Raw genomic sequence first — 26,155 nt, forward strand, 5'->3', positions numbered from 1 at the left:
GAGGGACAGGGGGATATTGCTCAGGGAGGAAGTGTCCGGCTGTCGGTCTCCTGGGTGGTGTCGGGGGGCGGTGCGGTGTTCACGCTGGCGGATGCGGGGAGAACCGGCCGGATCAGCCAGGCGGGGAAAATTCCGCCGACGACGACGATTATAGCGAGAACGAATACCAGGGCTGTCAGTTCCGGATTGTTCCTTCTGTTATCGGTTTGCGATGAAAAAGAGGCCGGGCTCAGCATGACGCGGATGATGTTGAGATAATAATACAGTCCGATGATGCTTCCGGTGACGAGGACGGCGAGCAGCAGGTTGCGCTGATGTTCGACGCCTGTGGCTGCGATTTCGAATTTTGCGAAAAATCCTATTCCGGGCGGGATGCCGGCGAGAGAGAGCAGCATCAGGGACATGGCGCTGGCGAGCAGGGGGTGTTTTGTGAACTGTCCTTTCCAGTCCGCGATGTTTGTGCCGTCGGTACCTTCCTGTGTGGCCAGGGCGCTGATGACCGCGAAGGCGCCGAGGGTGGCGGTGGTGTAGGCGATCAGATAGATCGCGACGGCGCCGGACTGGATCAGGCCCGGGGAATAAAATGCCATCAGAAGATAGCCGACATGGGCGATGGACGAACAGGCGAGCAGTCTTGTGAGGTTAGTCTGACGCAGCGCGAGGAGGTTGCCGCCGAGGATGGTCAGGATGATGATGGCTGAAAGGGTGCCGTGCAGGAAGGGCGGCAGGTCGCCGGTGCCGAAATAGCGGATAAGGGCTGAAAAAACCGCGATCTTTGGCACGATGGCGATGAAGGCAGCGACGGGGACGGAGGCGCCTTCCATGACGTCCGGCATCCACATATGGAAGGGGACGGCTGAGAGTTTGAAGAAAATTCCGGTGAGAATCATGATGGTGGCGGCGAGGGGGAGGCCTGGGATGGCGTTGTTGGCCGGGTCGGGCGGGGCGAAGTGAAGCGAGCCGGTTGCGGTGTAGGCGAGGCCGATGCCGAAGAGGAGAATGGCGGAGGAGAAGCCGGAGAGGATGAGATATTTCATCGCGGCTTCGCTGGCGGCGGGGATGTGGTGATGCCGGAAGGCGACAAGTCCGGTCAGGGAGAGGCTGAGGATTTCCAGCCCCAGGAAGAAAGACATGTAGTTCGTGCTGAAGACCATCGTGACTGCGCCGAGGGTGCCGAGCAGCAGGAGGAGGGGATATTCGTCGGGGGGCTGATCCGTGTCACGGGCGATGTTGCGCCAGGACAAGCCGAGGATGCAGAGGGAGGACAGCAGGATCAGGGCGGCTGTGTAGTCGGCCCAGAGGTCTTCCGTGAAGAATGTTGTGCCGCCGTGCAGGAACGTTGTGAGGCGATGGTGGGTAAAGGCGAGTGTGAGAAGCAGGGTGAGCAGGGCGAGTGAGAAGCTGCGCGTGGCGGAGCGGTGCCATGTGATGGAGAGCAGGAGAAGCATTGTTCCTGTCGGGAGAACGACCAGCGGGAGGGGGAGGAAGAGATCATGGATGAGCATGGTTCGGTTCTCCCTTGCCGGTGACGACGGACGGTGGAGACGGGGCTGAGGCCGCGATGAACGGCCGGGGATAAAGGCCGAGTATGACGAGGAAGATCATGAGGCTGCCGAGAATGGCGATCTGTGGGGTCGGGACGTCTTTTGTGGGGGATGGGGCTGGTGCGGCGGGGGCGAGAAAGATGCCGTTGACGAGTTTCAGCGCGTAGATGGCGGCGAGCACCAGCCCGGTCGCGGCCAGGATGGCGAGTGGAGGGCTGACGCGCCAGGTTGCGAACAGGACCAGAAATTCTCCGGCGAAATTGCCGAGCCCTGGCATGCCGAGGGAGGCCACGGCGAAGAAGACGCCGGCGCCGGAGAGGCGTGGCATGGTGGCCCACAGGCCGCCGATACGGGTCATGTCCCGGGTGTGCATCCGGTCCTGGAGGCTTCCGGCGATGAGGAAGAGGGCGCCTGTGCTGAGGCCGTGAGCCAGCATCTGGATGATGGCCCCCTGCATGCCGGCCTGCGATCCGGAGAAGATGCCGGTCAGAACGAAGCCGAGATGGCTGATGCTGCTGTAAGCGATGAGGCGTTTGATGTCGTTCTGCTGGCAGGACATCCAGGCGCCGTAGAGGATTCCGGCGACCCCGAGGGACAGGGCGACGGGGGCGAAGTGCGCGGCGGCTTCGGGGAACAGCATGATGTTGAAACGGATCATGCCGTATCCGCCGGTTTTGAGCAGGATGCCGGCGAGCAGGACGCTGGCGGCGGTCGGGGCCTGGGTGTGGGCGTCGGGGAGCCAGACATGCACGGGGATGACGGGGAGTTTCACGGCGAAGGGGATGAAGAAGCCGAGCATCAGCACCATGGAGAGGGCTGGCGAGAGGGGCGTGGCGGCGAGCGTGAAGTAGTTGAATGTCAGGAAGCCGGTTTCGCGGAAATGCGTGATGGCGAGGCCGAGAATGGAGAGAAGCAGGAGCAGGCCGCTGCCCTGGGTGAAGAGGAAGAATTTCATGGCGGCGCGGTGTCTGTCCTCGTGTCCCCAGATCAGGATCAGAACGAACATCGGGACCAGCATCAGTTCCCAGAAAAAGAAGAACAGGAAGAGGTCGGTGGCGAGGAAGGTTCCGGTGACGCCGCTGATGGTGGCGAGGAACAGGAAATGGAACAGGCCGGGGCGGGTGCGGATCTGACGTGTTGCGAGAAGCACGCAGGGAAGTGACAGGATGAGAGTCAGCCAGAGCAGCGACAGGGAGAGGCCGTCCATATCGAGCCGGACGTCTATGCCCAGGGGGGGAATCCATGGCCTGGAGAAATGATCCAGCCATGGTCCGGGATCGGGGGACTGTCTGAATGTCTCTGCAAGGAGCAGGGCTGTTTCGAGAATGAGGGTGATGAGTGTGATGAGCCAGGCGACAGGCGGGGGCTGTTCCGGGCGCGTGCGGGAGCGGTCGGCCAGCCAGGCGATGGCTCCGCCCAGGACGGGCAGTAAGACGAGGGCGGGGAGCGGGGTCATGCCAGCATCGCCGCGGCGAGGGTCGCGCAGAGGCCGGTTGCGATCCATGCCGCGTACCAGCGGACGCGGCCGTTCTGCATTCGCCCCAGGAGCAGGCTGCCTTCGCGGGTTATCCGGAGCGTGCGGGAGCTGAGATGGGCGATGAGGCTGGTTCTGGTTTGTGCGGCGAGCGTGCTGGCGCGGCACAGCGCCCGGGAGATGCTGTCACTCAGGCGGTCGGGGAGGTCATAGCGGCCGATGCGGTTCAGGATGCGGAGGGGGCGGAGGAAGAGGGCATCGGGCACGATGCCCGGTCTCCACCGGCTTTCGACGGTGCGGGCGGTGAGGACGCGGTGGGCGCCGGGGGTCGGGACGGGGGCTTCCCGGATGACGGGGTTTGCGCTGCCCCACAGGGTCCAGGCGAGGGCCAGGCCCGCGATTGGGGTGAGGGCGCCGGCGAGGAGGAGCCAGGCCGGGTCGCTGGTGTGGGGGAGGGGATGGGACGGGTCGAGCATCCGGGTGAAGAGGTGAACGGGGGCGAGGGTATCCGGCATTTCGACGATGCCTCCGAGCAGGGAGAGAAGCGAGAGGCAGGCGAGGGGAATGGTCATGAGGCGGGGTGTGGTGCCGGAGATTTCGGTTTGTGGCGGGCCTGAAAAAACGATGAAGAAGCAGCGAAAGATATAGAGTGTTGTCAGGAAGGCGCCGGCGAGTGCCAGGCTCCAGAGGACGTGTCCGGAGAGGGCCAGGCCTCCGCCGACGGGAAAGGTGGCTTGCCAGACTGAGGATAAAATCAGTTCCTTGCTGTAGAATCCTGCTGTGATCAGGGGCAGGCCTGCGAGGGCGGCGGCGCCCGTGAGGAAGGCGGCGGCGAGGCCGGGGGTGGCGCGGAGCAGGCCGCCCATGTGGAAAATGTTCCGCTCGTGGCGGACGCGTTCGATGATGGCGCCTGCTGTGAGAAACAGCAGGGCCTTGAAGAAGGCGTGGGTCATGAGGTGGAACAGCGCGGCCTGCCATATGCCGGTTCCGAGAGCGAGGAACATGTAGCCGAGCTGGCTGACGGTGGACCAGGCGAGGATGCGTTTGAGATCGGTCTGCACGAGGGCGTTGCAGGCGGCCATGAGGAGGGTCAGCGTTCCGATAACGGCCATGAGGGTCATGACGGCCGGGGTGGCGGCGAACAGGACATGCAGGCGGGCGATGAGGTAGATGCCGGCTGTCACCATTGTTGCGGCGTGGATGAGGGCGGAGGTCGGGGTGGGGCCGGCCATTGCGTCGGGGAGCCAGGACTGGAAGGGTATCTGTGCGGATTTGGCGAGGGCGCCGGTGAGGAGCAGCAGCGCGACGGCGGTGAGCGGGGCGGGCGGGATCTGACCGGAGGTGACGGCCTGGAGCAGTGTGTCGATCCGGAGGGTGCCGGTTCGGGTGGCGAGGAGGAGGAGGCCGCAGAGCAGGGCGGCGTCTCCGGTTCGTGTGATGAGGAAGGCTTTGCGGGCGGCGGCGGTGTTGGCGGGGTCTGTGTACCAGAAGCCGATGAGCAGCCAGGAGCAGAGGCCGACGCCTTCCCATCCGATGAACAGGCAGAGCAGGTCGGAGGAGAGCACCAGCACGAGCATGGCGGCGACGAAGAGGGTCATGCTGCCGAAGAAGCGCGCGGTGTCGGGATCGTTCTGCATGTAGCGGATGGCGTACAGGTGGATCAGAAATCCGACGATGGTGACGATAAGGATCATGAGGAGAGAGAGCGGGTCGAGGGCGAAGGCGATCTCTGCCGGGAAGCCGGGGAGGGTCATCCAGTTCCAGAGTGTGATCCGGATCGGGGCCGAGGGCGGGGCGGACAGGACTATCACGGCCAGGAGTGTGCTGATGATGGCGGACAGGCCGACGGCGGCGGTGGCCAGCGGGCCGGCCTGACGGGCGGGCAGGCGTCCTGCCGACAGGAAGAGGATGACGGCGGCGGCGAGCGGGGCGAGCACGGTGAGCGGCAGAAGCAGTTCGGTCATTTGTCTTATCCCCTCAGGAGATTACCGGTATCGGCATCGAGCGAGGGGCGGCCTCTGGCGTGCAGGCGGAGGATGATGGCGAGGCCGGCGGCGGTTTCTGTCGCGGCGAGGGCGAGGATCATCAGGAACATGACCTGGCCGGTGGCATCGTGCCATTTCGCGCCGGCGGCGATGAAGACGAGTGCGGCGGCGTTGAGCATGATGTCGATCGACATCAGCATGAACAGGAGGTTGCGTCTGATGAGGATGCCGGCCAGGCCGGTTGAGAAGAGGATGACGGCGAGCAGCAGCGCGTCTCCGGGGGGCAGGGCGGTCATCTCAGGGGGTCTCCGGCCGGTGGCGTCCGATATGAAAGGCTGTGACGAGGCCGGCGAGAAGCAGGAATGAGGCCAGTTCGACCATCATGACGCAGGGGCCGAACAGGCTCAGGCCGACATCGCGGGGTGTGATCGGCGCGGGGGTGCCGGTGTGGGGTGTGGCGCGGAGGCCGAAGAGGAGTTCGCCGCAGAGGAGGGTGGCGAGGATGGCGGGGCCGAGCCAGGCGCGGGGTCGCAGCCATTCCTTTTCGCGGTCGCTTTCCGGCTGGGCGGGGCCGATCATCATGATGACGAAGATGAAAAGGACCATGATGGCGCCGGCGTAGATGATGACTTCCAGGGCGGCGGCGAAGGGGGCGCCGAGCAGGGTGAAGACGCAGGCGAGGGCGAGGAACGTCACGACCAGCCAGAGCACGGCGTGGACGGCGATCCGGCGGGTGATGACCATGACGGCACCGATGACGGTGAGGCTGGCGGCGAAGAGGATCATGACGGGCATGGCGCGTTACGGCAGCAGGGAGTGGAGGTCGACGGGGGGGCGCTCGTGTTCGGACTCGCCGCGTTCCTTGCCGGGAACGGGGACGCCCGCGACGCGGTAGAAATTATAGTCCGGGTATTTTCCGGTGCCGCTGATGAGCAGGTCTTCCTTTTCGTAGACGAGGTTCGGGCGGCTGTATTCGCTCATTTCGAAATCGGGTGTGAGCTGGATGGCGTAGGTCGGGCAGGCTTCCTCGCAAAAACCGCAGAAGATGCAACGGGAGAAATTGATCCGGAAATATTCGGGATACCACCGGCCTTCCGTTTCGGCTTTTTGCAGGCTGATGCAGTCCACCGGGCAGGCGACGGCGCAGAGATTGCAGGACACGCAGCGTTCCTCGCCGTCCGGGTCGCGCGAGAGGATGATCCGGCCGCGATAGCGCGGGGGCAGATAGGGTTTTTCTTCCGGATACTGCACGGTTTCCCGGCGCCGGAAGGCGTGGAGGAAGGTCAGGAACAGGGTGCGCAGGGTGCCGGACATGAGCGTGCCTTTCCGTTCGCGGTGTTATCCTGGTGCGTGCAGCATCAGGACGGTTCCGGTGGCGGCGATATTGAGGAGGGAGACGGGAAGCAGGACTTTCCAGCCCAGGGCCATGAGCTGGTCGTAGCGCGGGCGGGGGAGGGCGGCTCTGAGCAGGATGAAGAAGGCGACCAGGGCGCCGGTTTTGAGGGCGAACCAGAGGACGGGGGGAAGGAGCGGTCCCTGCCAGCCGCCGAGATAGAGCGTTGTCACGAGGGCGGAGACGAGGATGATTCCGGCGTATTCCGCGAGGAAGAACATGCCGAATTTCATGCCGGAATATTCGGTGTGGAACCCGGCGCCGAGTTCGTTTTCACCTTCCGGAAGATCGAAGGGCAGTCTGTGAGTTTCGGCGATGCCGGCCAGGAGGAACACGACGAAGCCGGCGCACTGGGGGATGATGAACCAGAGTCCGGACTGGGCCGTGACGATATCATGCAGGCTGAAGGAGCCGGTGATCATGACGACGCCGAGCAGCGAGAGGCCCATGAAGACTTCGTAGCTGATCATCTGCGCGGCGGCTCTCATGCCGCCGAGCAGGGCGTATTTGCTGTTCGAGGCCCAGCCGGCGAGGACGACAGCGTAGACGCCGAGGCTCATCATGGCGAGCACGAAGAGCAGGCCGACATTCAGATGGTCGGCGATGCTTTGCCGGGCTGTGACGGGGATGACGGCGAAGGACAGCATGACGGTCATCATGCCGATGGCGGGGGCGAGGATGAACACGGCTTTGTCGGCGAAGGGGGGAATCCAGTCCTGTTTGAACAGGAGTTTGATGCCGTCGGCCACGGCCTGGAACAGGCCGCCGGGGCCGACGCGGTTGGGACCGTAGCGGTCCTGCCAGAGGCCGAGGAGGCGTCGTTCGACCCATGTGAGCAGGGTGGCGAGGGCCAGGATCAGCAGGGGCGTGAGGATGATGGTGAGGAGGGGCGGTTGCGTCATGGTCTGTCTCTCCGGGGAGTGACGGATGCGGTGGGGCCGGATGCCGGTGTGACGGGGATGGGTGTGACGGGGGCCGGTGTGAGAGGTGAGGGGGTGACGGGCGTGGCGTGCCCGGGTGCGGCGTATCCGGGTGTGACTGCGGCGGCGGATGTGACGGGAGACAGGCGGGCCGTGCGGGGGAAGGCGAAGGCCCGCATGACCATGTGGGGGGGACACAGGGCGATGCCGTCCGGGAGGTTGGTGACGGGGCGGGTTGCGAGGTCGTGCGGGCCGTCGCTCAGGTGGAGGGTCATGCGGGGCGGGTAAGGGGTACCGGCGGGCAGGCTGAGGGTCGGGGCGTCGGCCGCGGATCGGGCGGCGACGGACGGGGAGAGGGCGCTCAGTTCTTCGGGGCCGAACAGTCTGCCTTCCGGGAGCAGCAGCATTTCATCGTCGCGGGGGGTGAAGGCGGCGGGGATGTCAGGGGTGCGGGGCGGCTCGGGGGGGCTGTCGGAAGGGGTGGCGAAGAGACGGATGCCGGGGTCTCCGCCGCGCATGGCGCCGCCGATTTCCTGCTGGAAGCGGGTGAGTGACTGGCCTGAGTTCCATGACGGCACCTGGAAGAAGGGGATGAGGGCGGCGGGCAGATCCGGGCTGTAAGCGCCTTCCATGGAGTTGCTGAACGGGGTGTCCGGGTTTTGTGGCGGTGGCTGATCGCGGACGCTGATATGGGAGCGGATGACGGTCCGGCCGCTGGCGCGGGCGGGTTCGCTGCGGATTTTCTGGTTGTCGGCGCGATAATCGGCGTTCGGGGCGGCGTTTATGGCCTCGGCGAGGGCGGGGCAGGCCCGCGAGAGGGCGGCGGTGACGTCATCGACGCGGGTCCAGGTCCGGAGGTCGGTGGCGGGATTCCGGTCCGGTAGTGTTTCGTCATTGGTGCTGATCTGTTCGGCGAGCATCCGGACCCAGCGCCAGGCGGCCTGCACGGGGGCGGCGGGGGTGATTGCGGGAAAGAAGCGCTGAATCCGGCCTTCCTGGCTGACCAGGGTTCCGGTGCATTCGGTGAAGGGGGTGGCGGGCAGCACGAGGGCGGCGTCGCGACTGAGCGGGGTCAGGGTGTGGTCGATGAGGACGATGTTCGGGACGTCGTTTTTCAGTTTTGTCAGGGAGGACGGATCAAGGCGGCGGCTGAGGTCGTTTTCGGCGATGACGAGGGTGGCGATCTCGCCGGTTGCGGCTTTTTCCAGCACGTCTTCGAGGGTGAGGCCGCCGAGGATGGTGAGCCCCATGCTGTTGCAGTCGGGCAGGACCAGGGACAGGCCGGCGGCGGGGTTCTGTGTGGCGAGGGCGCTGGCGATGCTGGCGGCGGCCTGCATGAGGGCGGGCGAACCGTATTGCATTCCGGACACGATGAGGGGTTTGCCGGCGGCGACGAGCGTGGCGGCGATGCGGTCGGCCTGGGCGGCGTCGGTGTCCGGCATGTCGGGGACGGGCGGGGCGGCGGGGTTGATGCGGTGGGCGATGGCGAAGCCGAGGCGGGCGATATTGTCCGGGGCTGTGCGGACTGTTTCGCGGGCGATGCTGTCCAGTTCGGTGGGGGCGGGCGTGGCGATGAACAGGGCGGAGGGGCATTCGGCGCCGAGGGTACGGACGGCGGCGTCCATCCAGCGGGGCACTTTCGCGGCGTCGGCGGCGTGGAAGGAGGGCTGTCTGACGGACTGGCGCAGGGCCAGGCCGAGGCGGGGCGCGGTGGCGGACACGTCTTCTCCGAGCACGAGGACGGCGTCGGCGCTTTCCATGTCGTGCAGGGTCGGGATGGCGCCGGGATGGGCGCGGAGAAGGCTGAGGGCGCAGTCCGTGCAGGTCTGTTCCTGTCGGGTTTGTCCGGTTGAGAACCGGTCGGGGCCGACGAGGGCGCGCAGGCTGAAATTCGTTTCCAGCGAGGCGCGGGATGAACCGATGCCGATGACCGGACCGTCCGCGGCCATGCGGGCGAACCGGGTCAGGGCGTCCTGTGCGGGGATGGGGGTCTGCTGTTCGCTGATGACACGCAGCGGGGCGCGGATGCGTGTGGGGGCGTTGACGAAGCCGTATCCGAACCGTCCGAGGTCGCACAGGGCGTAGCGGTTGACCTCGCCGTTGTAGCGGTTGAGCACGCGGCGGACGGTGTCCTGGCGGGCGTTGACGATGATGTTGCATCCGGTTGCGCAATGGACGCAGACGGAGGGGGCGCCGCTCAGGTCCCATTTGCGGCTGTAGGCGGCGGAGAAGGGTTTGTCGGTGAAGACGCCGGTCGGGCAGATTTCGGCCAGATTGCCGCTGAAGGCGTTTTCGAGGGTGCCGTCTGTCGCGCGTCCGAAATAGACGTTGTCGTGTGAGGCAAAGACGGCGAGATCCTCGCCGCCGGCGTAATCGTGGTAGAAGCGCACGCAGCGGTAGCAGGCGATGCAGCGGTTCATTTCGTGTTTGACGAACGGTCCGAGATTCTGGCTGGTATGGGTGCGTTTCGTGAACCGGTAGCGGCGTTTGTTGTGGCCGGTCATCGCGGTCATGTCCTGGAGGTGGCATTCGCCGCCTTCCTCGCAGACGGGGCAGTCATGGGGATGGTTCACCATCATCCATTCGATCACGTTTTCCCGAAATTCTCTGGCTTCGGCGTCATTGATCGAGAGGAGGGCGCCGTCGGTGACCGGGGTCATGCAGGCCATGACGATGCGGCCTGTTTTGTCTTCGGGGCCGCTGAACTGTCTGACGGCGCACTGGCGGCAGGCGCCGACGGAGCCGAGTTCGGGGTGCCAGCAGAAATAGGGGAGGTCGGCGCCGGCTTCCAGGCAGGCCTGGAGCAGATTGGTGCCGGAACGGGCGGCGCAGGGTTTGCCGTCGAGGTGGATGGTGGCCATTTTTCCGCTCCTTTCCGGATTTCAGGCGGCGTGGCGCATCGGGCAGCCGTGCCCGGTGATATGGGCGGCGAAATCGTCCCGGAAGAGTTTCAGGCCGCTGGCGAGTGGCGCCATGGCGCCGGGGGCGTGGGCGCAGAAGGTGCGGCCGGGTGTGCCGAGCATTTTCGTATGGCGCCGGAGCTGTTCGATATCGTCGCTTTCGCCGGTGCCGTCTTCGATGGCGGCCAGCAGGCGGGCGACCCAGGGCAGGCCATCACGGCAGGGGGTGCACCATCCGCAGGATTCCTGCGCGAAGAAGTGTTCCAGGTTGTGGAGCATGCCGACAGGGCAGGTCCGGTCATCGAGGATGATGGCGAGGCCGGTTCCGAGGCGGCTGCCGGCTTTTTCGACGGAGCTGTAATCCATGGCGACATCCAGTGCTGTGGCGTCGAGGAACGCGGTGGAGGCGCCGCCTGGGAGAAAGGCGCGGAGGGTGTATCCGGGCTGCATGCCGGCGGCGTGGTTTTCGATGATTTCGCGCATGGGGGTGCCGATCGGCAGTTCCCAGGCGCCGGGGCGGCGGACGCGGCCGCTCACGCCGTAGAGTTTGGTGCCGCCGTCCGCGCCGGTTCCGAGGGAGAGGAACCATCTCGCGCCGTTGGTGACGATATGGGGAAGATTGCAGAGGGTTTCGACGTTGTTCACCACGCTGGGGGCGCCCCAGAGGCCGCCGGTCTGGGGGAAGGGTGGTTTGCTGCGTGGTGTGGCGCGTCGTCCTTCGAGGGCGGTCAGCAGGGCGGTTTCCTCGCCGCAGATGTAACGTCCGGCACCTGCATGCATATGAATGTCAAAACTGAAGCCGGCGCCGAGGATGTTTTCACCCAGCCATCCGTTATGGCGGGCGTCTTCGATGGCCTGTTCCAGTCTCCGGCGGGCCAGGTGATATTCGCCGCGCAGGAAGACGATGCCGTGGCTGGCCTGGATGGCGTAGGCGGCGAGGAGCATGCCTTCGATGAGCTGGAGCGGGTTGCCTTCCAGCAGGAGGCGATCCTTGAAGGTACCGGGTTCCATTTCGTCGGCGTTGGCGATCAGGTATTTCCGTTGTTCGGAGGCGGGTTTTTTGGGGACGAAGCTCCATTTCTGTCCGGTGCCGAAGCCGGCGCCGCCGCGTCCGCGCAGTTTCGACTGTGTGACGATTTCGATGATGTCGTCGGGCGTGCAGGTTTTCAGGGCTTTGCGCGTGGCCTGCCAGCCGCCGGCTTTTTCGTAGGCCGTGCAGTCCGGCGGGGCGGCCGAGGCGTCGATCATCGCGGTCAGAGGGCGGTCGGACGGGCTCATGGGGGCGGCTCCTCCGTCAGGGTATCGGTCAGGCGGGCGAGCATCGGGAGATCGACATCTCCGCAGAGGGTGTCATCGACGAGCATGGCCGGGGCGTGGTCGCAATGTCCGAGGCAGACGGTTGGCAGGAGGGTGATGGCGCCGTCTTCCGTGGTTTCGCCGGGGCGGATTGCGAGTGTCCGGCAGAGGTGGTCGCAGAGGTGGTCGCGGCCCATGATCCAGCAGGAGATGCTGTCGCAGAGGAGGATGACGTGCCGGCCGACGGGTTTGCGGAACAGCAGATTGAAACAGGTTGCGATTCCGTCGAGGTCGTCGGGCGACATATCGAGCAGCCGGGCGACGTCCCGGAGATGGTGGGTGCTGATCCAGCGGTAACGGGACTGGACGCGTTGCAGGGCCGCGACGCAGGCGCTGCGCGGGTGTGGTTCCGCGCGGGCGAGGGCGAGGATTTCCGCCTGCAGATCGTCGGGGAGGGGGTGGTCAGCGGTCGACATCGGCCATCACGAAATCGATGCTGCCGATGATGGCGATCAGATCGGCGATCAGGACGCCGCGACTGAGGAGGGGGATCATCTGCAGATGTGGGAAAGACGGCGTGCGGATACGGGTTCTCCAGGATGTGGTGCCGCCGTCGCTGATCAGGAAATAGCTGTTGAGGCCTTTTGTGGCTTCGATGCAGGCGCGGGCTTCGCCGGGCGGGATGACGGGCCCCCAGCTGACGCTGAGGAAGTGGTGGATGAGGGTTTCGATGTCGTGCATCGTGCGGGCTCTGGGCGGGGGCGTGGTGAGGGGGTGGTCGGCTTTCACGCGGCCTGCCGGCATGTTGTCGATGCACTGGCGGATGATGCGGAGGCTCTGCCGGATTTCCTCGATATGGACGGCGATCCGGTCATAACAGTCACCGTTATTGCCCGTGGGGATCTCGAATTCGAGGTCGCCGTAGCAGGCGTAGGGGGCCTGTTTCCGGTAATCCCAGGACAGGCCGCAGGCGCGGAGGCCGGGGCCTGTCACGCCCCATTCCACGGCTTCGGCTGTTGTATAGGCGCCGACTCCTTTGGTGCGGGCTTTGAAGATCGGGTTTCGCATGACCATGGCGTCGTATTCATCGAGGCGGCGGGGGAGGTCGTCGATGAAGGCGCGGATCAGGCCTTCCCAGCCCGCGGGCAGATCCATTGCCACGCCGCCGATACGGAACCAGGCCGGGTGCATGCGGAATCCGCAGATGGCTTCGATGACTCCGAAGACGCGCTCCCGGTCGGTAAACATATAGAACACGGGTGAGAGTTGTCCGACATCCTGTGCCATGGTGCCGTAGAAGACGAGGTGGCTGGCGATGCGGAACAGTTCGGCGAGCATGACGCGGATCATCTGCGCGCGCGGGGGGACGGTGATGCCGGCGAGTGTTTCGACGGCCATCACGTAGGGGAAGTTGTTCATGACGCCGCCGAGGTAGTCCACGCGGTCCGTGTAGGGGATATAGCTGTGCCAGGACTGGCGTTCTCCCATTTTCTCGGCGCCCCGGTGGTGGAAGCCGATATCCGGTACGGCGTCGACGATGCGTTCGCCTTCCAGTTGCAGAATGATGCGGAAGACGCCATGCACGCTCGGGTGATTGGGGCCGAGGTTGAGAAACATGAAGTCGCTGTGGTCACTGTGCCGTTTCATGCCCCAGAGCGAGGGATCGAATCGCATGGCGTCCTGCTGGCGCATTTCCTCATCTTCCGTGAGGCTGTAAGGCGGCATTTCGGTAGCGCGTGCGTGATGGTCCTTGCGGAGCGGGTGGCCGGTCCATGTCGGCGGGGTGAGGATGCGGCGCAGAAACGGGTGACCTTCGAAACGGATGCCGAAGAGGTCCCAGATTTCCCGTTCGTACCAGTTCGCGCTGGCCCACAGGTCGCTGATGCCGGGCAGGACGGGGCTGTCTCCGGTCAGGGCGACTTTGAGCCGCGCTTCATCCGCGCGCGTGGTCAGCGACATCAGGTGATAGACGACTGTGAAGGAGGCTGCGGGCTGTTCGTCCCGATGGCGGCGGCCGCGTTCGTCGATGGCTGTCAGGTCGAACAGCATGTGGGTGGTCGGGGCGGCGTGTTTCAGTCCGGCGAGGACCGGGCGGAGGGCGGCGGGCGTGATCCAGAAGGTGGCGACGCCGTCGCGTGTGGTCTGGCGGAGCAGCGGGGTCGGGATTCCGGAAGCCTTATGCAGGTCGGTTATTTTTTCCGACAGGCTGTCCGGGATGATCCGTTCGGGCGCCAGGGTGGTTGGGGCTGTGGCGGTCATGGTGTCAGATCCTGTCGGGCGAGCGGAGGTCTCGCGCGGTCTGGCGTTCGCTGCGTTTTGCGTCACGGAGGGAGGGGGGCGTGACAGTTTCGACGCCCTGGGGGCCGATCATCCAGCTGAGTGGTCGCCTGCTGCTGCCGATGGATTTTTGCAGCAGGGTGAGGCCTTCGAGGAGGGCTTCGGGGCGGGGCGGGCAGCCGGGCACGTAGACATCGACGGGCAGAAAGCTGTCGACGCCCTGCACGACGCTGTAGATGTCGTACATACCGCCGGAATTGGCGCAGGAGCCCATGGAGATCACCCATCTTGGTTCCATCATCTGATCGTAAAGATGCCTGATGATCGGGGCCATTTTGACGAAGACGGTTCCGGAGATGACGATCAGGTCGGCTTCGCGCGGGGTGGCGCGGAGGACTTCGGCGCCGAAGCGGGCGATATCGAATTTACTTGTGAAGGCTGTTGCCATTTCCACGTAGCAGCATGACAGGCCGAAATTCAGTGGCCAGACGGAATTTTTCTGTCCCCATGAAACGAAATCCTGAAGGCGTCCCATGACGAGATTGCGTCGCACGGTTTCGGTGAAAGCGGGTGTTTCGGGGGATGTCCGGGCGGGTGGCGCGCGATCGGCGGGAAAGAGGGACCATGTCATGCGTCATGCGTCCTCTGGTTGTTTGTGGCCGGGATTTTGCGGGGATGGCTGCCCCAGTCGAGGGCGCCGCTTCGCCAGAGCCAGGCGAGAGAGAGGGCGAGGAAGGCGATGAAGAGGAGTGCGGCGCCGTAGCCGACGCGGCCGGTATCGGTGACGACGGTTGTCCAGGAAAAGAGGAAGGCGGTTTCGACGTCGAAGATGACGAAAAACATTGCGACGAGATAATACTGGACGGGCAGGCGGAGGCGGGCTGAGCCGGTGGGGATGATGCCGGATTCGAATGGCATGAACATGGAGCGTCCGGTTGCGGCACCGGTGCGGCGTGTTCCTGTGATGGCGGAGAGGCCCATCATGCATGCGATGAGAACCGCGATGGCGATTGCATAGACGGCCAGGGACAGAATGCCGGAAGAATCCATCATGTCAGTGTCTTCTGGTTGTTATTGTTATTGTCCGGACGAAGACTTTTTATGAAATTCCAGTGACAGTCTGATGCTGTGATTTGTCCGGTTTTCCCGGTCTCACGGCATGGATGTTGTCTTTTATGTTCCGGTGCCGTTTCGGAGATGCGGGGCCGGTTGTTCAGGCGATACGTATTGTGGAGAGGGAAGTTCCGGGAGAAAGCGGTCGGGGGGATGCTTTTTTCCTGGCGGGGGTTGGTTCCGCCGGGGTGGAAGAGGCTGATCGGGGAGGGGCGTGGTGCCGGGAAGAGGCAGCGAGCGGGGTTATGGGTGTGGTTCGGGTGGAGGTGATGTGGCGAGGCCGGGGAGACGTGGAGGCCGGGTTTCCGGTCCGGGTGAGGGGCTTATGCAGGCGTGGAGTGCGGATTTAGTGTCGGCCGGGGACGTTCGGGCGGCGGTGTATTCCGGGGTGTTGTCAGGCGGATCGGGTTTGTGAATAATTTTTTTGTGGTGTCTGGTAAGAAGGCAATAAATTCGGAAGTATAAATTTATAATAAGAGCGGGGTTGCGGTTTTTATCCGTTTGTCGCGTTTGAGTTCTCTGTGAGTGCCGGAAGAGCAGTGGCTGTTCCTGTTACGGGTGACGGTTTATTGCTGGTGCAATAAAAATGTCATGCGGGGAGTCGCGTTCCCTGGTTGCCGGTGGAGGGGGCGTTCAGTATTGGTCGCCGGACGTAGGGGGAGCGGAGCGCCTTTATGGATGGAACATCGCATGCTGCGGGTCAGGCTCCGGAAGACGGAGCCGGCGGGCGCGGCGGACCTGTGACGCCGGTTTCCGGGGCTGGTGGCCGGCGGTCTTTTGATGGTGACGGGGTGTTCCGGGCGCTTGTAACGGGCAGCGGGATTGCCGTGCTGGCGCTACTTGGCGGCATTATTCTGGTCATGGTCACGGGCGGGATGAAGGCGTTTGCGACCTTTGGCCCGGGTTTTCTGGTGTCTTCCGTCTGGAATCCGGTGACGCAGCATTACGGGGCTCTGGCTCCGGTGTTCGGCACGGTTGTCACGAGTGCGCTCGGGCTGCTGATGGCGGTGCCGCTGGCCTTTGGCGCGTCGTTCTGGCTGACGCAGATGGCGCCGGCGCGGCTTTCGGCTGTAGTGGGGATGGCGGTTCAGCTTCTGGCGGCGGTGCCTTCGATCATTTTCGGCATGTGGGGGTTTTTTGTCATTGTGCCGCTGATGGCGCGCTATGTGCAGCCGACGGCGCGGCACTGGTTCGGGCATGTTCCGGGGCTCGGGGCGCTGGTTCAGGGGGCGCCGTTCGGCACGGGGCTGATGACGGGCGGCGTGATTCTGGCGGTGATGGTGACGCCGTTCATTACGGCGGTGATGTGTGACGTGTTTGCGTCGATTCCGGCGGTTCTGAAGGAGAGTGCGTTCGGGCTGGGCGCGACGCGCTGGGAGGTGATGCGGAACGTCATTCTGCCGTGGTCGCGCAAGGCGGTTGTGGGCAGTGTGGTGCTCGGCATGGGGCGTGCGATGGGCGAGACGATGGCGGTGACGTTTGTGATCGGCAACGCGAACAGGATCGGCTGGTCGCTGTTTGCGCCGGGGAACACGATTGCCTCGCTGATTGCGCTGGAGTTTCCGGAGAGTCCGTCGGGGAGTCTGAAGCTGTCTTCGCTGATGGCGCTGGGGACGATTCTGATGGCGCTGTCTTTTCTGGCGCTGGCGGCCTCCCGTCTGATGCTGGGCTTTTCCGGGCGTCGGGAGGGGAAGCGATGAGCGCGGAACGGGATGTGTCCGGCGTTACGGGCAGGTCGGACGGATGGAAGCCGCATGGAGCGCTGGCGATGCGGCGGCGGTTTATGGACCGGCTGGCGACGGGGCTGAGTCTGGCGGCGACCTGTGTGGCGCTGCTGGCGCTGTGTTCGATTCTGCTGACGCTTCTGGTGCGCGGGCTGTCGGGTCTGTCGCTGGTGACGTTCATTCATTCGACGGCTTCGCCGGGGATGAACGGGGGGCTGGCGAATGCGATTGCCGGCAGTGTGATCCAGACGGCGGTGGCGATTCTGATCGGCGCGCCGCTGGGGATGCTGTGCGGGATTTATCTGTCGGATTATGGCCGGGGCTGGATGGCGTCCACGACGCGGTTTGTTTCGGACATGCTGCTGTCGGCGCCGTCCATTCTGATCGGTCTGTTCATTTATCAGCTGATTGTTGTGCCGACCGGGCATTTTTCGGGGTTTGCCGGGGCTGTGGCGCTGGCGATTCTGGCGCTGCCGATTGTGGTTCGGACGACGGAGGACATGCTGGGGCTGGTTCCGACGGCGCTGCGTGAGGCCGGGATCGGGCTTGGCGCGTCGAAGTGGCGGGTGATTGTGTTCATCTGTCTGCGGGCGGCGCGGACGGGGGTACTGACCGGGATTCTGCTGGCGGTGGCGCGTGTGGCGGGTGAGACGGCTCCGCTGCTCTTTACGTCGCTGGGCAACATGGACTGGTCGGTGAGTCTGGCGCAGCCGATGGCGAGTCTGCCGGTGACGATCTATCAGTATGCCGGGTCGGCTTATGATGACTGGGTGCAACTGGCCTGGACGGGGGCGCTGCTGGTGACGCTGGGCGTGCTGGCGATCAACATTCTTGTGCGGGTCGGCTTTGGCCGGAAGGGAGCTTAAGCGGATGAGCGGAAGCGCTGTATCGGGGCGGGTGATGCCGGAGGGTGGCGTGCCGGGTGAGGCTGTGGCGGGGAAACCGGCGATTTCGGTGCGGAATCTGGATTTCTACTATGGGGAGCTGAAGGCGCTTCGCGGGATTTCGATGGAGTTTCCGACCCGGAAGGTGACGGGGATGATCGGGCCTTCGGGCTGTGGCAAGTCCACGCTGCTGCGGGTTCTGAACCGGATGTACGATCTGTATCCGGGGCAGCGGGCGACGGGCGAGGTTATTTTCGACGGGCGGAACATCATTGCGCCGGGTATGGATGTAAACCGTCTGCGGGCGCGGGTTGGCATGGTGTTTCAGAAGCCGACGCCGTTTCCGATGTCGATTTACGATAACATTGCGTTCGGGGTGAAGCTGCATGAGACGCCGTCGCGGTCCGAGATGGAGGGGCGGGTTGAGGATGTGCTGCGGCGCGTGGCGCTGTGGAACGAGGTGAAGGATCGCCTGAAGGCGTCGGCGACGGCGCTTTCGGGTGGTCAGCAGCAGCGTCTGTGCATTGCGCGGACGATTGCGACCCGGCCCGAGGTTGTTCTGCTCGATGAGCCGACGAGTGCGCTCGATCCGGTTTCGACGGCGCGGATCGAGGAGCTTCTTGATGAACTCAAGAAGGAGTTCACGATTGCGATTGTGACGCACAATATGCAGCAGGCGGCGCGGTGCGCGGATCAGGTGGCGTTTTTCTATCTTGGCGAGCTGGTTGAGATGGACAGCACGGACCGGATCTTTACGGCGCCCCGCGAGACGCGGACGCAGGATTACATCACCGGCCGGTTCGGCTGAAGCGGGGGTTTGGGGCGATGACCGAGGCAACGCATACCGTCAAGAGTTACGAGCAGGAACTGGAGCGTCTTCGCGGCATGATGGCGCGGATGGGTGGTCTTGTGGAGCGTCAGACCGCGCAGGCTGTGAAGGCTGTGGTGGAAGGGGATGAGGAGGCGGCGATCGAGGCGCCGGATCTGGACCCGGAGGTGGATGAGCTGGAGCGTGAGGCGGAGGCGCTGGCGATCCGTATTCTGGCGTTGCGGTCTCCGATGGCGATTGATCTGCGCGAGATTGTGGCGGCGCTGAAGATTACGGGTGATCTGGAGCGGATCGGGGACTATGCGGCCTCGATTGCGCGGCGGGCGCTGAAGCTGGACATGGATGGCGGGATTTCGCTGATCGGGCTGCGGAGCATGGGGCGGCTGGTGCAGGACAATCTGCGTCGCGCGATCGATGCGCTGGCGGCGCGGGACCGGGATCAGGCGATTGCGGTGTGGCAGGCGGACACGGCGGTGGATGAGCTTTACACGGCGATGTTCCGTGAGCTGATGACCTATATGATGGAAGATCCGCGCAATATCGGGTCTTGCATTCATCTGTTGTTTGTGGCGAAGAATCTGGAGCGGATTGGCGATCACACCACCAATATCGCGGAGCGGATTTACTATGCGGTGACGGGCGAGATGCTGCCGGCGGTCCGGCCGCGGGGCGGGCTCGGGCCGCAATATGCGTCCGCCACCGTGCCGGATGCGCGCTGATGTCGGAAACGGTTGCGGCGCAGGGCGGAACGGGCGCGCGGATTCTGCTGGTTGAGGACGATCCCTCGTTGCAGGTGATGGTGCGGTATAATCTGGAAAAAGCGGGTTATGTCGTTGAGACGGCGGGGGACGGGGCGCGGGCTCTTGATCTGGCGGTGTCTTTTCGTCCGGCTCTGGTGCTTCTGGACTGGATGCTGCCCGGGTCTCTGTCGGGGATTGATGTTTGCAGGCGGTTGCGGGAGCTGCCGGGGAGCCGGGATGTTCCGGTGATCATGCTGACGGCGCGGTCCGAGGAGGCGGATGCGATCCGGGGTCTGGAGAACGGGGCGGATGATTATCTGACCAAGCCGTGCAGCATGGCGACGCTGGAGGCGCGCATCCGGGCGATGCTGCGGCGTGTGGCCGGGCCGAGCGATGTGCTGGAATTTGACGATATCGCGCTGGATCTGGTGCGGCACCGGGTGGAGCGTGGCGGGCGGACTTTGCAGCTGGGGCCGACGGAGTTCCGGTTGCTGGAGTTTTTCATGCGTCGTCCGGGTCGGGTGTTTTCGCGTGAGGACATTCTGAAGGCGATCTGGGGCGAGAACATTCATGTGGAGGTGCGGACTGTGGATGTTCATATCCGCAGGCTGCGCAAGGAGATTAACGCGCCGGATGAGCGGGATCTGATCCGGACGGTGCGTTCGGCGGGTTATGCGCTCGACAACAGCGCGGAGTGAGCGGTCTTTCCTGTCTGACGGCCAGGTGAGTGCGGACGGGGGAGCGGGGGAATGACCGGAGCCGAACTGGCGTTGTATCTGCTGGGGGTTTCCGGTTTCAGTGGCATGATCGGGTGGCTGGCCGGCGGGCGCCGTCTGCCGCAGCGGGCGCCTTTCCGGCCGTCGTCGCGGCGGGATGAAGCGACGATGCAGGGCGTCGGGCTGGAGGAGCTGCTCGCCGTTCTCCCCGATTGCGCGGTATTGCTGACACGCACGGGCAGTTTGCGGTTTGCCAGTATGGAAGCTCAGGCGGTGTTCGGAGATGCGCTCGGCACGATTGTGCGGCATCCGGATGTTTTCGCGGCGTTGCAGCGTCTGGATGCCGAGACGGTTCTGGCGACGGCGGATATTATCCTTGATGTGCCGGTCAGGCGGGTTGTGCATCTGGTGTTCCGGCTCGTGCCGGAGACGCTCTCTCTGGCGGGGGTGCCTGTTCTGGCGATTTTATCTGATACGTCCGAGAAGGATGCGGTCGAGCGGGTGCGGGCTGATTTCGTGGCGTATGCGAGCCATGAGTTGCGGACGCCGCTGGCAGCGCTGATCGGGTTTATCGAGACGCTGCGGGGGCCGGCCGCGGATGATCCTGTGGCGCAGAAGCAGTTTCTGGAAATCATGGCTACGCAGGCCGGGCGGATGCAGCGGCTGATCGAGCAGTTGCTGGCGTTGTCGCGTGTGGAGATGATGGAGCATCGGAAACCGCGCGGGGAGATGGATGCGGCGCGGATTGTGTCGCGGGTGCGGGATGAATCCGCGCCGCTGTGTGCGGCGCGCGGGGTTGAGCTGAAGACGGAGGCGAGGTCGCTTGTTTTTCAGGGCGACGAGGATCAGATTGTTCAGGTTCTTCTGAATCTTGTTGAGAATGCCACGAAATATGCGGTTACGGGACAGCGGGCGCCTGTGGTGTCTCTGGTGATGGCGCAGAGCACGGTTGGCGGGAAGGCCGGGGTTTCGCTGACGGTTGCGGATAACGGGCCGGGCATTGAGGCGCGGCATCTGCCCCGGCTGACGGAGCGGTTTTACCGGGTTGAGGGTGGTCAGGGGCAGTCCGCGCCGGGGTATGGGCTGGGGCTGGCGATTGTCCGGCATATTGTGGACCGGCATGACGGGCGGCTGTTTATCGAGAGTGAGATCGGGGCCGGCACGCGGTGTACCGTGTGGCTGCCTTTACGGGGTGAGCGGCGGCAGGCGAAGGAGCGGCCTTCGTTGCTGCTCGGGTAGCGGCCTGGCTTTTGGTTCGGGGTTTTGTGGGCCGGGGCTGCCATTCGGGATCTTCGGGAGAGGTACGGTGCCGGCCCGGCGTGCAGGGTCTTTCGCCGGTGGGTGCGCGGGATTTTGCGTGACCGGCGGGGCGGTGCATGCTGATATCGGGACCGGCTCTGTTCTGACGCATCTGGCGGCGTGGCGGGGCTGGCCGGATGAGAAAGTGGTTTTCTGTTTATGAATGCAGTGTTGTTCGCGTCGGTTGTGATTGTTTGGGGGCTGTCCTGGTTTGCCATTCATCTTCAGCTTGGCGGCACGCCGACGGATGTGGCGGTGTTCTGGCGTTTTGCGGTTTCGGTTATGCTGCTGGGCGGCTGGCTGGGGCTGACGGGGCGGCTGCGTCGTCCGTCACGGGAGATGGTGCCGTGGCTGGCGGGGATGGGGGCCTGTCTCTTCTCCTGTAATTTTCTGGCCATTTACAGTTCCGAGATGTTTCTGCCGAGTGGAACGGTTTCGGTTGTTTTCAGTTTGTCGGCGATTCTGAATGCACTGAATCTGTGGCTGTTTTTCAGGCTGAGGCCTGACTGGCGGGTGCTTGCCGGAGGCGTGGCGGGTGTGGCGGGCGTGGCGTTGCTGCTTGCGGGGGGCGCGGATACCGGCGCGGGAATAGCGGCGCCGGTCGGGGTGGGGCTGGCGTTGCTCGGGACGACGCTGTTTTCATTTGGCAACATGCTGTCGCGGCGGATTGCGCGTTTCGATCTTGGCTTACCGAATGCGGTGTTTTACGGAATGGTATTCGGCGCCTTTCTGATGGGCGTGAATGTGATCAGTCGGGGGCACAGCTTCATGCCGGTGCTGACGGTCTCATGGATTGGCGGGCTGCTGTATCTGGCGGCGTTCGCGTCGGTTGCCGGATTTCTGACTTATCTGGCACTGGTGCAGCGCATCGGGGCGGACCGGGCGGCTTATACGACGTTTCTTTCTCCTGTTATTGCGCTGGGTGTGTCGGCGTTTTTCGAGGGGGCTCACTGGTCCGCGCTGATGCTGTGCGGACTGATCCTGATTCTGGCGGGGAATCTGCTGGCGTTTATGCGAAAGCGGCCGGTGGTGCAGCCGGTCGAGGTGGAGCAGGGGTAGTCGTCTGCTTCGGGTTCGGCGCGGGATCAGGTCATGTTCCGAAGCAACCGGATAAAGGCGGTTTCGGCGGGCGAGGTGTGTCGGGAGCGGTGGCGCACGAGGCTGAAGCGGCGTTCGGGCAGCGGGAAGGGGATGTGACAGAGAAGGCCGGCGTCCAGTTTTCCGGCCACGACGGAGGCGGACAGGACGCTGGCGGCGTGGCCGGTTTCTATGGCGCTGGCGACGGCCTCGTTTGAGGGCAGTTCCATGCGGACGGGCAGGGATTTCGGATCGAGGCCTGCGTGGGTCAGGGCTTCTTCGAATTCCGATCGGGTGCCGGAGCCGGTTTCGCGCAGAATCCAGTTGCTGGCGGGGAGGTCCGCCAGGGTGGGCGGTGTTGTGGCCCAGGGGTGGCGCGGGGAGGTGACGAGGATCATCTGATCGCGGGCGACTTCGCTGAAGATGAGATCCGGTCGGAGGAGTTCGCCTTCGACGAGGCCGACGGAGACGGTGCCGTCCTGGACGGACTGGCAGACTTCGGCGGTGTTACCGGTCATCATTCTGATTTCGATGCCGGGGTAGCGGTCCTGAAAAGCGTTGAGGCGGGCGGGGAGCCAGTAGCTGGCGATGGTCTGGCTGGCGCGGACGGGCAGCAGGCCGCTTCTGAGGTCGCCGAGGTCTTCCATGCGTTGCCGGGCGGCGCTGGCGCGGGCGAGGACGGCGCGGGCTTCATCGAGGAAGATGCGGCCGGGTTCCGTGAGTTCGATGTGGCGGCCGACGCGGCTGAACAGGGCGAGGCCGAGTTCGGTTTCCAGGCCTGTGACGGCCTGGCTGACGGAGGAGGGGGTGAGATTCAGGGCTTCGGCGGCGCGGGTGACGTGTTCGCGTGTGGCGACGGCGATGAAGATGCGGAGCTGTTCGAGGGTCATGCCGGGGTGTTTCATCCGGAGGCGAGGTGGTTTGCAAGATCGGCGGCCTGCTGACGGATTTCCGGAATTGCGATGCTTTCCAGGAGGGTGCCGAGCCGGGCGGGGCCGAGGGTGAAGAGTCCGTCTGTCGGGGTGTTGTCGCGCCCGGTGACCAGGCCGTCCGGGGTGCAGCTGAGGGCTTTCCCTTCGTCGCCGGGGAGGGCGAGTCCTGTTTCGAGCAGGTCGCGCAGGAGGGGGGAGCCGTTATGGGCGTAGTTCAGGCTCGGTCCGGTACAGTTGATGATGTGCGCGGTCTGAATCCGGATTGTCTCCGTGTCGGAGCGGGCTTCGAGTGTGACGGTGTCGTTGGTCAGGGTGGCGCGTGTGACGTGGCCGTTCCGTGTGGTGACGCCGCCGGTGTCGCGTTCGTGTTTCAGGGCTGCGGCGATATGCGGGGCCATGCGATGGCGGACGCGCTCCCAGCGGCGCTGGAGGTGGCGGGTGAAGCGGCGGCGTTCGGTGTCCGGCAGGGCCAGCCAGAGGAGGTTGGTGACGGGGCGCAGGCTGTCGACGGCGGCTCGCCAGTCTGTTCCGTTCCTGAGTGCGTTGTGGAATTTCCGGAGATACGCTCCTGCCGTGGGGGTGGTGTTCGCGGGGGTGAACAGCGGGGCGGGGAGTGGCGTGTGTGGGGCGTGCGCGGCGGGAAAGAGGCCGTGACGGGAGAGGGCGGTGACGGGGCCGTGGCGTCCGGCCCTGCGAAGTCTGAGGATGATGTCGATGGCTGTCAGGCCGGTGCCGATCAGGGCGACGGGTTCGTGTTTGCCGATGGCGGCGAAGGTTGAGTCGGTCCAGGCGTTGTGATGGTAGCGGCCTGCGTGTTCGACGGCGGGGTCGATGCCTCTGAGACGGGCGGGGTCGAAATTGCCGGTTGCGAGCACGATTTTCCGGCTTTTCAGGGTGCGCCCGTCGGAGAGGGTGAGGTGAAAGTGGTCGTCATGCTTCCGGCAGGCGGTGACTTCGGCGCGGATGTGGCGGGGGGCGGCTTCGCAGAACAGGGATTTCAGGTAGAGGCCGAAGACGGCGCGGGGGATGAAATCTTCTCTGCCGGCGTTCAGGTGCAGGTCGGTGCGGAGCCAGTTCAGCAAGTGATCCGGATCGTCCGGTGTAGCGCTCAGGCCTTTGACGGGGACGTTCATTACGTGATCGGGGCAGGGTGTGCCGTAGGCGAGGCCGAGGCCGGGGTGTTCGGACGGTTCGATGAGGATGGCGGTTGTTCCGGTGGTTCGCGCGAGGTGCCAGGCCAGAAGGGTGCCACTCGCGCCGCCGCCGATGATGGCGCAACTCTGAATGGTGGTGTGTTCTGGCATGGTTCTTCTCCCTGTCGTGTTCCGGGGGACAGTGGCGGATGGAGACCGTTTAATCCAGACGAACGATTCGAATAAACCGTTCGGTTTTTGTGAATGAACCGTCGGCGGGGGCGAGTGGGTTTATTGCGCGGGGGCGATCATCACTTCGATTTCGGGTTTGCTGCTGCCGCTGAGTTGCAGGGTGTAGAGTGTGCCGGGCGTGAGGGAGAACTCCACGACTTTCCCGATTCCGGAGCAGGCGGGGCCGTGATGGTGGGCGGTTGAGGGGATGGCTGTGCCGTTGCTGAGCACGTCGATCCAGGCGCGGCTGCCCAGCATGACACGCCAGGTTCCGGCTGCGGGGACGGTGAAGCGGATCATGCCGCCTGTGGTGGGGCTGGTGTCGGTGCTTGTGTCGGGTCTGGCCGGGGTGTGGGCGAAATAGACGTTCGCGGTGTTTGCGAGGTGAATGCGCGCGGCCTGGCCGGGGCTAAGGGTGGCTTTGGGGAGGGCGGCCTCGTTTGTTGCGGCGGTCAGGGCGGTGGGGGTGCGCCAGGACGGTGGCGTGTTGTCGGTGGCGGGGCAGGTGTTGTGCGTCGGGCTGGTCGGTGTGGGGGCGCTGCCGGTCGGGGCGGCGGCGTGGCCTGTGTAAGGGCCTGCGAGGGTGGCGACGGCGAGGAGTGCGGGGATGAGGGAAGGGTTTTTCATGGCGCTTTCGGCGTGAGGGGGAGATGTTTCGTTATATATAATCAGATGATGCGGAACATTTACATGCCGCTTTATCGCGGGCGGGCTCGCCGGGAGACAGGAGTCTGTGTGGAGAGTCCGGCGGGTCTGTTCAGTCGTCTTCCGCGAAACGGTATTGCGCCCGGAGGTAGAGTTCGCCGGTGCATTGCAGGGCGATAATGGCGCCGAACATGAATATGGGCACTTCCATACCGAGTTGCAGGGCGGTTCTCTGTCCGGTGATCCCGCCGAACATGATTGTCAGGAGAGCGCAGATCATTGCGACGGTGAGTGTGGCCAGACGGACCGTGGTGGCGGCGCGCAGGATGGTGCGTTCCCGTTTGTCGGGTGGAAAGATTTTTCGCTGACGTGCGGATCTGATTGTTATCAGACAGAGGGCCAGAAGATTTATCGCACTCATGATCCGGAGGTCGCTGTTCCGGAGCGCCGGTTTCAGGATGATGAGGAGCGTGGCGCCGATGTCGGCGGACAGGAGCAGGAGAGGCAGCCAGCACTGGCTCCGGGGTGGTTTCCGTTCGGTTTTTGCAAGCCATTTTTTCGGGGTGCGGGGCCTGGTGTAGTGGCGAGGATGCTGTCGAGGCGTGCGGGAAGAGTGGGTCTGCTCCGGTCGGTCATCTGGTTTCTGCCTGCCGGAAGATGGGGATGAGGCGGGGGAAGGGTTCGAGCGAGAACACTTCTTCCACGGGTGTACTGAAGACGCGGGCGATTTTCAGGCCGAGTTCGAGGCTGGGCGCGTAATCGTCGCGTTCGAGGCAGCCGATGGTCTGGGGGTTAACGCCGATGCGGGTGGCGAGGTCTTTCCGGGACAGGCCGAGTTCGGCGCGGAAGACGGCGATGCGGTTGAACATGAGGGGATGGTGGCATGGGTGTTGTGTATAGACAACGTATTGTTCTGGTGGCGTGGTGGGTATGGTTCTGTTTGTGGTTCCGGGCGGGGCGTGTGACGGTGCTTCCCGTGGAGCGCGGGGATCGGGCTTTGTCATGGAGTCTTCATTTTCCCGGGGCGGGGAAGTGCGGTAGGA

At 64.5% G+C, this 26,155-nt stretch carries 26 protein-coding genes; 8 read left to right on the top strand and 18 right to left on the bottom strand.

Features of this window, described 5'->3' with window-relative positions:
- Positions 1-20: 20 nt before the first annotated feature.
- From GOB90_RS05610 to GOB90_RS05670, 13 genes are read right to left on the bottom strand one after another with little or no spacing between them, the layout of a single operon-like run.
- Complete coding sequence (locus GOB90_RS05610) at positions 21-1,505, bottom strand: NADH-quinone oxidoreductase subunit N (RefSeq protein ID WP_146885752.1); 1,485 nt, start codon at positions 1,503-1,505, stop codon at positions 21-23.
- The gene (locus GOB90_RS05615) at positions 1,492-3,000 is read right to left on the bottom strand and encodes a complex I subunit 4 family protein (protein WP_146885749.1); all 1,509 of its coding nucleotides are present in this window, start codon (positions 2,998-3,000) and stop codon (positions 1,492-1,494) included. Before GOB90_RS05615 ends, GOB90_RS05610 begins: the two co-directional genes overlap by 14 nt.
- Complete coding sequence (nuoL, locus tag GOB90_RS05620; RefSeq protein WP_146885747.1) at positions 2,997-4,982, bottom strand: NADH-quinone oxidoreductase subunit L; 1,986 nt, start codon at positions 4,980-4,982, stop codon at positions 2,997-2,999. The genes GOB90_RS05615 and nuoL overlap by 4 nt, the downstream gene beginning before the upstream one ends.
- Before the next feature lie 5 nt (positions 4,983-4,987).
- A complete protein-coding gene (gene nuoK, locus GOB90_RS05625) occupies positions 4,988-5,299 on the bottom strand; it encodes an NADH-quinone oxidoreductase subunit NuoK (RefSeq protein ID WP_146885745.1) in 312 nt (103 codons plus the stop codon).
- A 1-nt stretch (position 5,300) separates the two neighbouring features.
- A complete protein-coding gene (gene nuoJ, locus GOB90_RS05630) occupies positions 5,301-5,798 on the bottom strand; it encodes an NADH-quinone oxidoreductase subunit J (RefSeq protein ID WP_146885743.1) in 498 nt (165 codons plus the stop codon).
- Positions 5,799-5,804: 6 nt separating this feature from the next.
- Complete coding sequence (nuoI, locus tag GOB90_RS05635; RefSeq protein ID WP_146885740.1) at positions 5,805-6,317, bottom strand: NADH-quinone oxidoreductase subunit NuoI; 513 nt, start codon at positions 6,315-6,317, stop codon at positions 5,805-5,807.
- Positions 6,318-6,341: 24 nt separating this feature from the next.
- The gene (gene nuoH, locus GOB90_RS05640) at positions 6,342-7,298 is read right to left on the bottom strand and encodes an NADH-quinone oxidoreductase subunit NuoH (protein ID WP_146885737.1); all 957 of its coding nucleotides are present in this window, start codon (positions 7,296-7,298) and stop codon (positions 6,342-6,344) included.
- On the bottom strand, positions 7,295-10,177 hold the full coding sequence (nuoG, locus tag GOB90_RS05645; protein ID WP_146885735.1) for an NADH-quinone oxidoreductase subunit NuoG: 2,883 nt from the start codon (positions 10,175-10,177) through the stop codon (positions 7,295-7,297). Before nuoG ends, nuoH begins: the two co-directional genes overlap by 4 nt.
- 21 nt (positions 10,178-10,198) lie before the next feature.
- On the bottom strand, positions 10,199-11,494 hold the full coding sequence (gene nuoF / locus GOB90_RS05650) for an NADH-quinone oxidoreductase subunit NuoF (protein ID WP_146885732.1): 1,296 nt from the start codon (positions 11,492-11,494) through the stop codon (positions 10,199-10,201).
- The gene (gene nuoE / locus GOB90_RS05655; RefSeq protein WP_146885730.1) at positions 11,491-11,988 is read right to left on the bottom strand and encodes an NADH-quinone oxidoreductase subunit NuoE; all 498 of its coding nucleotides are present in this window, start codon (positions 11,986-11,988) and stop codon (positions 11,491-11,493) included. The genes nuoF and nuoE overlap by 4 nt, the downstream gene beginning before the upstream one ends.
- Positions 11,975-13,771: an NADH-quinone oxidoreductase subunit C/D gene (nuoC, locus tag GOB90_RS05660; RefSeq protein ID WP_146885728.1), complete on the bottom strand. Its 1,797-nt coding sequence runs from the start codon at positions 13,769-13,771 to the stop codon at positions 11,975-11,977. Before nuoC ends, nuoE begins: the two co-directional genes overlap by 14 nt.
- Positions 13,772-13,775: 4 nt before the next feature.
- Positions 13,776-14,420, bottom strand: a complete 645-nt coding sequence (locus GOB90_RS05665) for an NADH-quinone oxidoreductase subunit B (RefSeq protein WP_146885725.1) — start codon at positions 14,418-14,420, stop codon at positions 13,776-13,778.
- Complete coding sequence (locus tag GOB90_RS05670) at positions 14,417-14,842, bottom strand: NADH-quinone oxidoreductase subunit A (RefSeq protein ID WP_146885723.1); 426 nt, start codon at positions 14,840-14,842, stop codon at positions 14,417-14,419. The genes GOB90_RS05665 and GOB90_RS05670 overlap by 4 nt, the downstream gene beginning before the upstream one ends.
- A 122-nt stretch (positions 14,843-14,964) precedes the next feature.
- Between GOB90_RS05670 and GOB90_RS05675 the strand changes: the two genes are divergently transcribed.
- The 8 genes from GOB90_RS05675 (at position 14,965) to GOB90_RS05710 (ending at position 22,153) form a co-directional block, all read left to right on the top strand.
- The gene (locus GOB90_RS05675; protein WP_146885721.1) at positions 14,965-15,252 is read left to right on the top strand and encodes a hypothetical protein; all 288 of its coding nucleotides are present in this window, start codon (positions 14,965-14,967) and stop codon (positions 15,250-15,252) included.
- Between the two features lie 324 nt (positions 15,253-15,576).
- Entirely contained in the window at positions 15,577-16,602 is a 1,026-nt protein-coding gene (gene pstC, locus GOB90_RS05680) for a phosphate ABC transporter permease subunit PstC (protein WP_146885719.1), read from the top strand.
- 68 nt (positions 16,603-16,670) lie between these two features.
- A complete protein-coding gene (gene pstA / locus GOB90_RS05685; RefSeq protein ID WP_242011834.1) occupies positions 16,671-17,492 on the top strand; it encodes a phosphate ABC transporter permease PstA in 822 nt (273 codons plus the stop codon).
- Between the two features lie 34 nt (positions 17,493-17,526).
- Positions 17,527-18,318 carry a phosphate ABC transporter ATP-binding protein PstB gene (gene pstB / locus GOB90_RS05690; RefSeq protein ID WP_146885802.1) on the top strand — a complete coding sequence of 264 codons (792 nt, stop codon included), beginning with the start codon at positions 17,527-17,529 and terminating at the stop codon, positions 18,316-18,318.
- A gap of 17 nt (positions 18,319-18,335) precedes the next feature.
- Positions 18,336-19,058 (top strand): phosphate signaling complex protein PhoU, encoded by a 723-nt coding sequence (gene phoU / locus GOB90_RS05695; protein WP_146885715.1) that lies wholly within the window; start codon positions 18,336-18,338, stop codon positions 19,056-19,058.
- On the top strand, positions 19,058-19,777 hold the full coding sequence (locus GOB90_RS05700; protein WP_146885713.1) for a response regulator: 720 nt from the start codon (positions 19,058-19,060) through the stop codon (positions 19,775-19,777). The genes phoU and GOB90_RS05700 overlap by 1 nt, the downstream gene beginning before the upstream one ends.
- A gap of 51 nt (positions 19,778-19,828) precedes the next feature.
- On the top strand, positions 19,829-21,034 hold the full coding sequence (locus tag GOB90_RS05705; RefSeq protein ID WP_146885711.1) for an ATP-binding protein: 1,206 nt from the start codon (positions 19,829-19,831) through the stop codon (positions 21,032-21,034).
- A 219-nt stretch (positions 21,035-21,253) separates the two neighbouring features.
- Entirely contained in the window at positions 21,254-22,153 is a 900-nt protein-coding gene (locus GOB90_RS05710; RefSeq protein WP_146885709.1) for a DMT family transporter, read from the top strand.
- A 26-nt stretch (positions 22,154-22,179) separates the two neighbouring features.
- On the opposite strand, the gene GOB90_RS05715 is transcribed toward GOB90_RS05710, so the two are convergent.
- From GOB90_RS05715 to GOB90_RS19120, 5 genes are all read right to left on the bottom strand, one after another.
- A complete protein-coding gene (locus GOB90_RS05715; RefSeq protein ID WP_146885707.1) occupies positions 22,180-23,061 on the bottom strand; it encodes a LysR family transcriptional regulator in 882 nt (293 codons plus the stop codon).
- Positions 23,062-23,072: 11 nt separating this feature from the next.
- Complete coding sequence (locus GOB90_RS05720; protein ID WP_146885704.1) at positions 23,073-24,407, bottom strand: FAD/NAD(P)-binding protein; 1,335 nt, start codon at positions 24,405-24,407, stop codon at positions 23,073-23,075.
- Between the two features lie 120 nt (positions 24,408-24,527).
- Positions 24,528-25,094: a hypothetical protein gene (locus tag GOB90_RS05725; protein WP_146885702.1), complete on the bottom strand. Its 567-nt coding sequence runs from the start codon at positions 25,092-25,094 to the stop codon at positions 24,528-24,530.
- A gap of 130 nt (positions 25,095-25,224) precedes the next feature.
- Positions 25,225-25,533, bottom strand: a complete 309-nt coding sequence (locus tag GOB90_RS05730) for a hypothetical protein (RefSeq protein ID WP_146885700.1) — start codon at positions 25,531-25,533, stop codon at positions 25,225-25,227.
- 211 nt (positions 25,534-25,744) lie between these two features.
- Positions 25,745-26,116, bottom strand: a complete 372-nt coding sequence (locus GOB90_RS19120) for a helix-turn-helix transcriptional regulator (protein ID WP_242011825.1) — start codon at positions 26,114-26,116, stop codon at positions 25,745-25,747.
- Between the last annotated feature and the right edge of the window lie 39 nt (positions 26,117-26,155).

The organism is Acetobacter oeni (assembly GCF_011516825.1).
Taxonomy (GTDB): Bacteria; Pseudomonadota; Alphaproteobacteria; order Acetobacterales; family Acetobacteraceae; genus Acetobacter; species Acetobacter oeni.